Source organism: Limnofasciculus baicalensis BBK-W-15 (assembly GCF_024178385.1).
GTDB classification, from domain to species: Bacteria; Cyanobacteriota; Cyanobacteriia; order Cyanobacteriales; family Coleofasciculaceae; genus Limnofasciculus; species Limnofasciculus baicalensis.
Genome location: NZ_JAMZMM010000190.1, coordinates 1 through 11635, shown reverse-complemented (window position 1 = coordinate 11635; position 11635 = coordinate 1). Strand labels below are relative to the sequence as shown.

Annotated in this window: 11 protein-coding genes, 1 tRNA gene and 1 pseudogene; 6 read left to right on the top strand and 7 right to left on the bottom strand. The window is 41.7% G+C overall.

Annotated features, from left to right (window positions below; genetic code table 11):
• A pseudogene (locus NJ959_RS17890) lies at window positions 1–573 on the top strand (hypothetical protein); the annotation flags it as partial.
• A gap of 352 nt (window positions 574–925) precedes the next feature.
• Window positions 926–996 (top strand) — tRNA-Gly (locus tag NJ959_RS17885).
• Between the two features lie 57 nt (window positions 997–1053).
• Here NJ959_RS17885 and NJ959_RS17880 read toward each other — a convergent pair.
• Window positions 1054–1338, bottom strand: a complete 285-nt coding sequence (locus NJ959_RS17880; RefSeq protein WP_254013101.1) for a YiaA/YiaB family inner membrane protein — start codon at window positions 1336–1338, stop codon at window positions 1054–1056.
• A gap of 43 nt (window positions 1339–1381) precedes the next feature.
• Here NJ959_RS17880 and NJ959_RS17875 point away from each other — a divergent pair, with 43 nt between their 5' ends.
• Window positions 1382–1549 carry a hypothetical protein gene (locus NJ959_RS17875; RefSeq protein WP_254013100.1) on the top strand — a complete coding sequence of 56 codons (168 nt, stop codon included), beginning with the start codon at window positions 1382–1384 and terminating at the stop codon, window positions 1547–1549.
• Window positions 1550–1947: 398 nt separating this feature from the next.
• Here NJ959_RS17875 and lysS read toward each other — a convergent pair whose 3' ends face one another.
• Both lysS and NJ959_RS17865 read right to left on the bottom strand, forming a co-directional pair.
• The gene (lysS, locus tag NJ959_RS17870; protein ID WP_254013099.1) at window positions 1948–3543 is read right to left on the bottom strand and encodes a lysine--tRNA ligase; all 1596 of its coding nucleotides are present in this window, start codon (window positions 3541–3543) and stop codon (window positions 1948–1950) included.
• Between the two features lie 143 nt (window positions 3544–3686).
• Complete coding sequence (locus NJ959_RS17865; RefSeq protein ID WP_254013098.1) at window positions 3687–4208, bottom strand: dihydrofolate reductase family protein; 522 nt, start codon at window positions 4206–4208, stop codon at window positions 3687–3689.
• A 199-nt stretch (window positions 4209–4407) separates the two neighbouring features.
• Between NJ959_RS17865 and NJ959_RS17860 the strand changes: the two genes are divergently transcribed.
• Entirely contained in the window at window positions 4408–4641 is a 234-nt protein-coding gene (locus NJ959_RS17860; protein ID WP_254013097.1) for a hypothetical protein, read from the top strand.
• Window positions 4628–4972 carry a type II toxin-antitoxin system VapC family toxin gene (locus NJ959_RS17855; protein WP_254013096.1) on the top strand — a complete coding sequence of 115 codons (345 nt, stop codon included), beginning with the start codon at window positions 4628–4630 and terminating at the stop codon, window positions 4970–4972. Before NJ959_RS17860 ends, NJ959_RS17855 begins: the two co-directional genes overlap by 14 nt.
• A gap of 85 nt (window positions 4973–5057) precedes the next feature.
• On the opposite strand, the gene NJ959_RS17850 is transcribed toward NJ959_RS17855, so the two are convergent.
• The 4 genes from NJ959_RS17850 to NJ959_RS17835 all read right to left on the bottom strand — a co-directional run bounded on the left by NJ959_RS17850 (window position 5058) and on the right by NJ959_RS17835 (window position 10464).
• Window positions 5058–6080, bottom strand: a complete 1023-nt coding sequence (locus NJ959_RS17850) for an AAA family ATPase (protein WP_254013095.1) — start codon at window positions 6078–6080, stop codon at window positions 5058–5060.
• A 220-nt stretch (window positions 6081–6300) separates the two neighbouring features.
• Window positions 6301–8514: a phosphoketolase family protein gene (locus NJ959_RS17845; protein ID WP_254013094.1), complete on the bottom strand. Its 2214-nt coding sequence runs from the start codon at window positions 8512–8514 to the stop codon at window positions 6301–6303.
• A 346-nt stretch (window positions 8515–8860) separates the two neighbouring features.
• A complete protein-coding gene (locus NJ959_RS17840; protein WP_254013093.1) occupies window positions 8861–9475 on the bottom strand; it encodes a hypothetical protein in 615 nt (204 codons plus the stop codon).
• Window positions 9476–9918: 443 nt separating this feature from the next.
• The gene (locus NJ959_RS17835; protein ID WP_254013092.1) at window positions 9919–10464 is read right to left on the bottom strand and encodes a tetratricopeptide repeat protein; all 546 of its coding nucleotides are present in this window, start codon (window positions 10462–10464) and stop codon (window positions 9919–9921) included.
• A gap of 377 nt (window positions 10465–10841) precedes the next feature.
• Here NJ959_RS17835 and NJ959_RS17830 point away from each other — a divergent pair.
• Window positions 10842–11635 (top strand): ABC transporter permease (locus tag NJ959_RS17830; RefSeq protein WP_254013091.1); only part of this gene is annotated, 794 nt, incomplete at its 3' end.

Sequence of the window (11635 nt, the reverse complement as noted above, 5' to 3'; positions counted from 1 at the left end):
CCCAACTCCCAAGGAACAAAAGAAGCAGATAATAGTAAAACTGGCGAAAAAGTGCTTCCCCCATCACAAACATCGCCCCCATCACCAAAACCTATTTCCCCTAATCCTACTAACAGCCCGCAGGTAAATCCATCACCAAATCCCGCCCCAAGCCAGTCATCCGGGAAATCCACAGAAGAATCAGCCGCCAATCCTCAAAAAGGAATTTTCGTCACCCCAGTCGGGCTTAACCTTACCGATGGTAGCCGGGATATCCCCAGCCAACCAGCCAAACCTAAATCAGATAATAAAACAGAATTTGCGATCGACGATCTCAATGGACTAGGAATTAAGTCGGGACAAGTTATACAATTGAAAGTGACTATATTAATTGATGAGACAGGTAAAGCCAGACTGCCCAGTCAAGAGGAAGACGCAAATCCCACCCAAATCCTATCGGGAAACATCAGTATCGAAAACGCCAAGCAACTCGCCAACCGGATTATTGAGGGGTGGCGCTTCCAACCCACCTACATGGAAAATACACCCGTTACACAAGCCTATAACCTAGAAATTAGGGTTAGCGTACCTTGAAACCGATACTTGCACCAGTTGCGATAACCCGCCAGTGGTTAAAACCACTGTCTAATAGCTAAAGTCGTCTAAAGACGACTGGGGAAGAATTTTAGTCCATTTCAATGAACTAAGCTATTAGCCGTAGACTTAAGTCTACGGCTTGTTTTCTTCCTCTACTGACAATGGTGCAAGTTATAGCAACCGCCACAGCGGTTAGGACATTCTTCGCAAAGCCAAGTTAACAAGGGGCTTAAGCGGGGCTTAAGCCCCTTGTCCTAATCGCCTTGGCGACTGCTATATCAGGGAATTGTAACCAAATCAAAAAAACTGTGCTATCCTAAGAAGAGTATGATATAATCAAAAAACCACTGCGGGCGTAGTTTAGTGGTAAAACCTCAGCCTTCCAAGCTGATGATGCGAGTTCGATTCTCGCCGCCCGCTTAGAAACTTTAGTGACTTAGTGCCTTAGTGGTTTTCCAGCACCAACTACCCAATACCTTACTTCAAAGGATGATGATCGCTAAGAATCTTCTCAACCCTGGCTTCCTCAACCTTAGCGATAATACTTTTAGACTCGTGCATATCTCTAGTAGTTTTCGATAAACTAATCGTAGAGCCAACCGAGAAAGCCAACCCCATCCCCATAAAACTTTTTGTCCAAGCATCTACAGGAAGATATAAAATTCCAATAGCAGTCGCGGAAATAGAAAGAATAAAAGAAGCCCAAACTTGGAAAACCCAAGCGGAGCTATGCGATTGGTTGTTATATGATGATGATGACATATTTCCTCTCCCGTTGCTACAATCAGTTAACTTAATTAATTCCATGATATTCCTGGCAACTCAGGGAATAGGTACAGGGAAAGGACAGTTTATCGAATTGCACAGAACAAACCGCGATCGCAATTCCCTCAAATCCGCCATTTCCCGTCATCTCTCCTCCCTCATCTCTGTGACAGTTACAAAATTGGCGATTGCCCAACGACAAAGATGAGGAATAGAGTTTGGCAACAGATTTTGCGATCGCCTATTAACCATTATCGGACTTACCGATCCGGAGTACAGAGTTTTCCCCTCAGCCCCAACCCCTGTTTCAACAAAAAGTAATTAACATAATTTAACAAAAGAAAGTACTTAACATAACTTAACAAATTAGAAAACGGCTGAAAGCCTCTTAAATTCGTTAATCCTTATTAAGATTAATTCTTAATAATCAACGAGATTGCGTCGTTTCAGCTTCTATGATAGGATAATCCAAAGGAGGGCTAATAACCTTTTGCAAGTTTTATACGCTATTGCGATATATTTCAATACTTTATGAAGTGTTCTATCAAATAATTATTCTTCCACAGCAAAAGGTTGGGTTTTCTTTCGTCCACCCAACCTCCTGAGTTATTTAGCCACTGCCAGATTAAGATTAATCGCATCCTGCAATCTAGCTATAACAAAAGATTTCTCTAGGTAGGATAACAAAGCACCTGCTTTTGGTCCCTTTTCCTTACCCAAAAAGGATAAGTAGATTGCCTTAAATGCCAGTGGTTGTGGCATATCTAACTCTTTCGATGTAGAAAACAAGGTAGTTTGTAACTCCTCACCTTCCCAATTCGTCAGCTTCTGCAAATTCTCAATTAACCTTTCCAGGTAAGATACCTGAATTTGAGTTAATTCTCCTGCTTTTTCTGGTACTTTATCCAGATATAAAACCAGTTTTTCCTCCTCATCTGCATAGTCTGCCAGCCACTTTTGCGCCGCTGCTATCCGCTGATTGACAATTTCCCAGTCAAACTCAGTCAATGAATCACCACTCCGTTTCGCCACTTCTTCCTTAATATCAATATGGGGAATTTGCAGGAGTGAAATCAGGGTACTGAAATCAAAAGGATTGTATGATTTAATCTCATCTCCTATCTGTGAGTAGAATAGGGGGATGAAATCTTCCGTTATTTCTGATTTCTCTGGATTAGCGCCCAAATAAGTTTGATATTTCCCATTCAAGGTATCGTAATCCCGGAAAAGACGGGTAACTGTTTCATTATTTGGGGAAAAATTGATGGCGCTACGGGGTTGAGTACGGAGCATTAAAAAGCGTAATAATTCAGATGGCAGTAAGGCTGCAATATCTTTCGCACTAGAGCCTACACCTTTAGATGAACTCATCTTTGTGCCATTGACTAAGATAAATTCATAAGGAGAATGAAATGGTGGCTGTTTTTTTAAAATCTTACGACAGATAGCATTAGCAACATCTCTCGAACCGCCTTTTTGGGAATGATCTTTTCCCGCCATTTCGATAGTCACACCCAACAATTCCCACTTCGCTACCCATTCCACTTTCCAAGGTAATTTGCCATTACCATTAAAGGGAGAAACCCAGCCAGAATGTCCGCAACCCGCTACCCAGTTTGTGGCATCAGGTTTACAGGTATAAAATACTTCCGAACCGTTATAATCTGTAACTACAGTTGTGGCGATTTTGCCACAGTTTTCGCAAACTACTTGAAAAGGATACCAGTTATCCGGACGATCTGCTTTACTTATCTCTTTATAGGCTTCTCGGACAAGATGAGCATTTTTGAGGAAAATATCGATAGAATTATTTAATTTTCCCGAACGATATAAATCTCGCAGGTAGTAAACTTCTGGTTGAACACCCAGATACTCAAATACTTCCAGAAATTCCCCCATAAAATACTTAGCATAATCACTCGCTGTCTCTTCTGGCGAAGGAGTGTTACACAAGGGAAATCCCAAATAGGGAGAAAACTTATCTTTATCGAGGTATTTGGGGACAGTATCTAGTGCATCATAGTCATCGACACCGTACAAAAATTTAACGGGCTTCCCTGCATGTTTCAAGGCGCGGTAAATAACATCATGGATAATTACGCCTCGCAAAGAGCCAACATGTACTCTTCCTGACGGGGTTTTGGAGTCGTTAACAATTTGGTTACCTACTGCATCCGCAGCGATTTTATCAGCCCAAAACATTTTTAATTTGTATCGATTTACAGTTCTGACATTTTAGCACCTGTAGGAACTATATGGTGGTTTTTGTTTCAGGACTTCCCCAGGGACAGGCGGGACGGAGGTGCTAGGATTGATTTCGGTGATGGGATGGACTCCTTTGGTTGTTACTGCTTCCTGTAATAAAGCTCCACCATACCAGAAGAGTAAGATTTTAGTTCAATTAGATCTAGCTTCACTTCCGGTACTGATTGGTAGAGGGAAATACCTGAACCCAAAATAATGGGAATTACGGTAATTATGTAATCATCGATTAATCCCTGACTAATAAATGAAGAGGCAACTTTTCCACCTCCTACTACCCAAACTCGCTGATAGTTTTTATTATTTATATTTTCAATAACTTCGGGAATACTACCTTTAACAAAAAATATGTCATTCCGTGGAGTTGATAGATCCCGACTTGTCAAAATATATGATAATTTCCCAGGATATACCCAATCACCAAACCCCAAAACCTGTTCGTAGGTTGTAGCACCCATGACTAAAGCATCAATTGAATTATAGAATTTAGTGTAGCTATTAGCTCCTCCATCTACTTCAGGTGATGGTAACCAATCAATACTGCCGTCTAATCTGGCGATGTATCCGTCTAGACTGGTTGCGATATAAAGAATGAATTTTGTCATAGGTATTTTTTGGTTTATCCTGGATAAGGTGCAGCAGTGGAAGGGATTGCCCATCGCCTGAGTCATTTGAGCCTTGCCCAAGTTTATGCTGCTTTAGCTTACTACCATGCTAACTGTGATGAAAAGGTATGAGTTTATTCGGTTCCGTATTTTTAATGATATAATAATATTATTATACTAAAATAAAGTTTGATCCACTATGTCAGCATTATCAATCGAAGAAAGAGTTGCCGCCCTAGAAGCGGAAGTTGTATTCCTTAAACAAAAAGTGGAAAATCCTGTATTCCCAGCCACACCTTGGTGGGAAAAAATAGCCGGAACTTTCGCTCAAGATTCAGCTTATAAAGAAGCTATGAAATTAGGTCGTCAATACCGTAAATCACTTCGCCGTTGCTCAGTCAGAAAAAGCAAAGGAAAAGATGTACATTCTTGATACTGATTCCTTAAGTATCCTCGAACATAGTGGAGAAAACGCACGGCGTTTGTTAGCGAAACTCTCTACTCTGCAAGCTAATGAGTTGGCAGTAACCATTATCAGCTATGAAGAACAAATGCGCGGTTGGTTGAGCTTTCTTGCCAGAGCTAAATCGATTCAAGCACAAGTTGAAGCTTATAAACGCTTGAAAAAGCAATTGGAAAATTATTGTGCTATCTCAGTCATCGAGTTTCAACGTCTAAAAAAGCTTTATCCTCGCCTGGGTTCAATGGACTTGAAAATTGCAGCAATCGCCATTGCTAATGATGGGATATTGCTCACTGAGTGATTAATACACACAACTAAGGCGTATCTTTTTCGAGGTAACTCTATACTAGTTCTCGGTAATTCTAAATGCTCAAACTGACTGGTCATTATCTGCCTCTCTTGGACTTTTCTGAACTCGATATTATACGGTTTCTGTCTAAATAATGGGCTACAGCCGTTTTTAAGTCTATATGATTAAGTTCGCGATCTCCTCGCAGAATAACAGTTTTGATTGCATCAACACAAATACGTTCAATATCTGCACCAGTAGCCTCTTCCAAATCAGCAGCGAAATTTTCCAGATTAACTTCAGAGTACCGAATTCTGGTAAGATAGCGTTTTAGAAGTGCCGTTCGGAGTTCTAGATCCGGTTTACCAAAGAAAAGAAGCTCATCAAATCTTCTCCACACTGCCTTATCTAATAAAGATTCATGATTCGTCGCTGCAATGAATAAGCTGTTACTATTAGACTGATCGATAAGCTGAAGTAAACTGTTGACTAGCCGCTTAACTTCACCATGCTCATTAAGAGTATTACGATCTCTGGCAATTGCGTCAAACTCGTCAAACAGAACAACCCATTCACCTTTTTCAATATAATCAAATATTTTTTTGAGATTAGTTGCGGTCTCTCCCAAATAAGATGAGAAAATTGCTGTTAAATTGGCGTAGACAAGAGGGATTCCTAGCACACCAGAAAGTACTTTCGCGGTTAGTGTCTTACCACAACCGGGAGGTCCACAAAACAAAAGCTTTGATTTAGGTTGCAACCCATAAGCGGCCAAAATTTCTTGTTTCCGGTTTTCTAGCGTCACCCGCTGCAAGATATCCAAGTTATGCTGATTCAGAACCACGTCATCCCAATTCAAATCAAATTGTCTAATATCAATCAGCGATAAACCTGTTTCTCTATCTTTCGGCACATCAGGATAGCTTTTGTAAAGACTACTACTTGCAGGAAGGGATTTGGCATTACCATTTTGCAAAATTCTTTCTAAATCTTTGGCAAGCAAGATATGATTCTTGCTTCTCTCTTCCTGAATTAATTCCATCGCCGCAGCATAAAACCCCTCTCTCTCATTGCGAGAGAAGCTTTGGAAAAGCTTTCTGATGATTTCTCCCCTCGCCATGTCCTGAAGGTACGCTCAACTCTACATCAGTGCCGATGCTAAGTACATTTGCACTATTAACATCATATCATCCTGAAACCAGGGATTGAAAAAGCTTTCCTAGAGTAGCATTAAAATGGTAAATCTTAACCTCCTCAAGCTCCTCTGTACAAGAATACTGAAAATTCCCCCACCCAAGCCAAAACCCAGGCGGGGAAAAAACCATCAAATCACCTCAATCCTAACCAACCAATTCAGTCGCCCGCTTCGCCAAATTCTCCGCAGTCAACCCATTAAATCCCATCAATTCACCCGCAGTAGCTGTAGTTTCCCCCCGCTTCCAAGCAAAGGTATCCCGTTTACAATTACTCCGTAACATAATCGGTTCTAACATTCCACTCGTACCGCCAGTCACCCCAATCAAAGCATCACCACCAAACATTTTCTCAAACCCTTCATCATCTAAGAAATGGCTATCTTTTTCTGAACAAGTTGCCCACGCTACATCATCGGGACGATATAAGCGACGGGGACTAATTACGGAAACAATTCGCACGCCAATTCCTTCATTTTCTAGATGAATCGCTGCATCAAATACGGGAATTAAAGTCATATCGCCAATTACCGCAAAGACGACTTTCTTTTTCCCTTCACTTTCATGAAGAATTATCCCACCATCTTTTAATCCTTGGCGCGTTTGTTCAAATGTAGTTAATACAGGTAAGGGAGACTTACTCGCAGTAATGGGGATTCCCTTATTCTTAGTAGTCAACGCCCAATCATAACAGACTTGGATACTATTGGCATCGCAAGGAAATAGAGGAAAAACATTACCATTCCGCATCATCGCGGCAAAGTAATTCTCAATTTCTGGACGTTGGTGAGTCCAACCATTTCGCCCTTGTTCTAATGCCCCTGCGGTAAATAGTGTAATCGTAGAAGGAGTAGGGCGGCGTAATTCTGTCATCGCTTGGGTTACTGTCTGCCAAATTGGTAAACCATTAATAGCAAATGATTCGTAAGAACACCATAAAGTCCGTGCCCCAAATAAGGCTAATGCTACGGCTAATCCGGCACAAGCATCTTCACTTAAGGGTTCGTAAACTTGACCTTTTGGTCCTTGGAAATAGGTATCATCAAGGGTGGGATGAATGATTTTCAGGGCGACGTTAATGTTATTAATTCCCGATGCGGCATTACCATCAGCATTGGAAACAATAAAATTAGGGTCATTTTTGCCAACGTGACCAACTAATGTCCCCATGGCGGTAGTGGCGACTTGTTTATCTCCTTTAATCGGAAATTCTGTTAAGGGTAATTGCCCTAAATCGGATAAGGGTAATTCTTTTTCCGTTACCACATGTTTAGAAGCTGGACCACCTCCTGCGCGTTCAAAGTTACTCCGGACTATTTGCCAAGCTTCTGGGGTTAAGGCGCGGGTTTTTAATGCGCCAACTATATCCTCATTTTCTAAGGTATGGTGAGCGTAAAGGTTATGAGATTTTGCGCCTCGGTCATGTACGCCTGCACCTTTGAGTTGTTTGATAATTAATACGGTTAATGTGCCACCGAGAGCAGATTTTGCCGCTTTATCGGTTGCTTCTAACACGGCTTGGGTAAATGCTAATCGCTTCTCAAAAGAGAATGCGGTGCTATCAACATAATCTCCCGGTTGATTAGCATCATCATAGTCTTTGGCATTGACTAAAATAACTTCTTTAAACCCATTTCCTTGCCAATAAGCAATCATCTCTTCATTGGGTTTGGTGGAAACCATACTATGGTGTTCCTGAGAGTAACCATTCCAAACTAAGATAGGTAAAAAGTTAGTAACTTCCGGATAAGCAGTGTGGAAATGTGCCATACTACTCATAATATATGGCTCACCTAATCCACCGTCACCGATGGTAACTGGAAATAGCACATCCCGATGCAATAATGCCCCCGCCATGGCAAAATGTTGTCCTTGTCCTAATGGTCCGGCAGGGTTTAATAGTCCGGGAATTTGACCAGAAAGATGTCCCAACAGTCCGTGCATTTCGCGGAATCTTTCCCGCATTTGTTGCACATTGGTAATCCCCATGTCTTCGAGGGAGCGATCCAGGAACATGTTACTGTAGAAACCGGGAGCGTGGTGTCCGACTTCGGTGATGATATTTTTGTAACCGAGCATAACTAATGCTGCGATACCTTCAGCGACGCTAGCAAATCCGCCCGGATGTCCGGATGCTTTGGCTGCGGTGACTTGGAGAATTAGGTAGCGTAATGCGTCTGCGGCCAGGAGGGTTTGGTAGACAGCGGTGGGGTTATCAGGGGATGCGATCGCAATTTTACCTTCAGTAATGGCTGGTTCCATACCATATTTGTTGAAATCTGGCAAGGCTTCCCCGAAATATTGAATCCCTTCGCAAAATCCTGGGATGGTTGATGCAGCTTTTGGTGTGGTCGCGGTCATTTAGTGTACCTTGTCTTTATGAGTGGGTTGTGTCGTTTGATTAATTTCATAAAAATTTTACAACTTTTACAACCTTTTTGTTACTAAAGTCTATTGGTTCTCCGTTATGTAGTGATAAATATCTGTAATGTGAGAGGGGGTGGGGGTGGTAAATGTAGGGGCGAGTCGCTGGGATAGTGTTAATGGGAAAACTGATTACTTTTGTTGATTTTTGGTGTTGGGATAATTTTTTTTTAACGCATAGACGCGCAGCGGCTTCTCGCCAGAGTAGGGCGCAAAGGTTTTTTTTGTTAGTCGATGGTTAGGTAAGAGGAAAGGATATATTGAGGTAATTGGTTATTAGTCATTAGCTATTAGCTCCAGTTTGTTGTACCATCCAAACTAGGATGCCTAAAATCTGTTTTACGGGGGGTAGTGGATAGTCGGTTAGATCTAGTGTAACTGTTGTTTGTTCTAGTTTCAGAAAGCGCCATATATTTCCACTGGTGACAGCACCATAGATTGTGGCAATTGGTTTTTGTTGGATTTCATTGAAGCGTTGTGATGCCACCATCTCAGCAATACATTGTCCAAATCCGGTTTTGATCTCGGCTTTTTTTGCTTCGACTACAACGACTACAGGGGCTTCTATTTCTAAGACATCTGTGGAATTGGTTAAGATAAAATCGCAGATCCCATTTAAACCTACTGACTCATCAACTGTAAAATCTTCGCCGGAAAATAGGCTAACCTGTTGATTGAGGATACGTCGAACTTCTAATAGTACGGGGTAAATAATTCCTTCTGATCTTGCTTTTTCACTTCCGGTAGATACAATTGGGAGGGTTTGAGCTAAATATTCGGTTAGGAATTCAGAAGGTACAATCGGATCTATTGTGGGTAGGAAGCGCCCTCCTTCCCGAATAGTTAAGTTGAAGGCGGTTTTGGCTTTAGCGATCGTGGTAAATTGGCTATAGGACATGATTGGGCAGTGGGGTGTGGTGAGTATTCAATCGATTGGCTATCCTCATTTCCATCGTGATTGGTTCCATCACTAGACTCATGCGAGCGATCGCAGTTTTAATTCTACACTAGACTAAATCCTCTCGTTGGCTGTCTTTGATGTTTATCATAGAGATTGTGGACTTCGCTGAGAGTTAGTTCTTTGGCGTTGAGTGTTGTCATGGGTTTAAGCGATCATCTCGATCAACTGGATTTTATATTATTTTATGTTATTAAACCTCTGACAGAAAAACCTCTGTGTACCTCTGTGTTAACCTCTGCGCCCTCTGCGTTAAAAAAAAGATCTTATACCAATGCCAAAGGATTTGATATTAGAGATTATCTCGCTAAATCCCCACAATCCGGTTTCTATTTGAGAAAAGACAGACATTTGATTGTCTCAACTCCAAGAAACCGGATTTTTCAGCTATAAACTTTAATTTTGAATATCCCAGCAATTACCCGTTTAATCAGAGACTCAAACCGCATCAGCGCTTCTCTCATCGGATCTGGTTTTCTTCCCAACGCTTTGTCATAGCAAGAGTATGCTTGTTTGTATTTACCGATGTGATGGAAAGCTACCCCTAGGAATAGCCAAGCATCTTTGGCATTGGGTTCAAGCTTTACTGCTTGTTCAAATGAAGCACTTGCTTCTTTGTACCTATCTAAATGAGTCAGCATCCCCCCCCGCCATATCCAAGTTTTGTAATTCCTCGACTCAATCGCTAGAGAGTAGTCAAAACAATCCATAGCTTCTTGGTAGCGGTTTAAGGTGGCTAATTCTACGCCCCTATTAAACCAAATTTCGTTGTCTAATTCTGGAGAGTCCCCAGAGTCAGAGGATTTGTGATCAGCCCCCCCGATATATGAGTTAATTCTTTCTGTTTGTACTGCTTGGGCTGCAACTGTCCCCAGACTCCGATCTTCATCCGTGACAATTGTTGATATTTTCTCTACTATTTCCTTCATTGCCCTGTTATCCATTCTTGTATAGACTTTTTACAGTAAGTCGATTTTTGACCAGAACATGTGATAGTAGTCACGCTAATCGGTATTTAAAAGCGGATATAAGGTGATGTCCTGTTCTCTCTTCAGTGACGCAGATCACAAACTTATTCTGTTCTAGATCCTATAAGCTCTACAAGCGACCTTTTGCTCCGCCGAGCCACCGCCTCCCTTTGCCAGCATGACTGAATTTAAGGTTTTCTTAAAATTTAGATGAAGTTATAATACAAAAATGTAAAGTAAAGTTAAGCAAAAATTACTCTCAAGTTATAATACTCAGCCGCCCTCATACATTCCCTCCTATCCCCCACTCTACCCACTATGTTTAACTGCAAATTACGATGAAATCTGATTCCTTCCCCTCCTCGCCTAAAACATTAAACATCTCCCAATTCTCAATCATTTTGACGGATAGTCTAACTGTCTTCTGGGGAGAGTGGTTAAAATTGCGCGTGCGGATTGTCCAAGTTGCCGCTACTGGATTAATTTCGCCCCTCATTTATATAGTAGGTTTTGGCCTGGGGCTGGGCAGTACCCTAGATGCAGCCATGAAACCTGCTGCTGGTGACAACTATTTGCAGTTTATTTTGCCAGGGATGATTGCCCTATCTTCTATGACTATCAGCTTTGGCGGAACCACATTTTCTCTCTGTGGCGAAAGACTCTACTCCAAAACGTTTGAGGAAACCCTACTAGCACCAGTCCATCCCATGTCATTATATCTGGGCAAAATGCTGGCAGGGATTTTGCGAGGGATGATGACTTCCGCTTCAGTAATTTTGGTGGCGATTGTATTTACTGGCAAAGTCTGGAGTTTTATCAATCCCTTATTTTTGCTCCTACTACTGCTCAATTGTGCTGTGTTTTCAGGTTTAGGGGCTATTGTTGGGTTAAATGTCAAGTCTATCGAAGCGGTGGGGTTGTATAACAATTTCGTTATCGTGCCAATGTCGTTTTTAGGAGCGACGTTTTTTGACCCTACCACTCTACCAATAGCTCTCAAAGCGATTGTGTATCTCTTGCCCTTAAGCTATACCAGTACCGGACTTCGCGCTGCGGCATATTTACCTATATCCCAGTTTCCCTGGTGTTCTATCCCCGTTCTTTTGGTTTTCGCGATCGCGCTAGCATTACT

Coding starts and splice junctions, on each gene's coding strand:
- NJ959_RS17880 (WP_254013101.1), bottom strand. CDS start 1,338: ATGTCATCATCATCATATAACAACCAATCGCATAGCTCCGCTTGGGTT.
- NJ959_RS17875 (WP_254013100.1), top strand. CDS start 1,382: ATGATATTCCTGGCAACTCAGGGAATAGGTACAGGGAAAGGACAGTTT.
- lysS (WP_254013099.1), bottom strand. CDS start 3,543: ATGTTTTGGGCTGATAAAATCGCTGCGGATGCAGTAGGTAACCAAATT.
- NJ959_RS17865 (WP_254013098.1), bottom strand. CDS start 4,208: ATGACAAAATTCATTCTTTATATCGCAACCAGTCTAGACGGATACATC.
- NJ959_RS17860 (WP_254013097.1), top strand. CDS start 4,408: ATGTCAGCATTATCAATCGAAGAAAGAGTTGCCGCCCTAGAAGCGGAA.
- NJ959_RS17855 (WP_254013096.1), top strand. CDS start 4,628: ATGTACATTCTTGATACTGATTCCTTAAGTATCCTCGAACATAGTGGA.
- NJ959_RS17850 (WP_254013095.1), bottom strand. CDS start 6,080: ATGGCGAGGGGAGAAATCATCAGAAAGCTTTTCCAAAGCTTCTCTCGC.
- NJ959_RS17845 (WP_254013094.1), bottom strand. CDS start 8,514: ATGACCGCGACCACACCAAAAGCTGCATCAACCATCCCAGGATTTTGC.
- NJ959_RS17840 (WP_254013093.1), bottom strand. CDS start 9,475: ATGTCCTATAGCCAATTTACCACGATCGCTAAAGCCAAAACCGCCTTC.
- NJ959_RS17835 (WP_254013092.1), bottom strand. CDS start 10,464: ATGAAGGAAATAGTAGAGAAAATATCAACAATTGTCACGGATGAAGAT.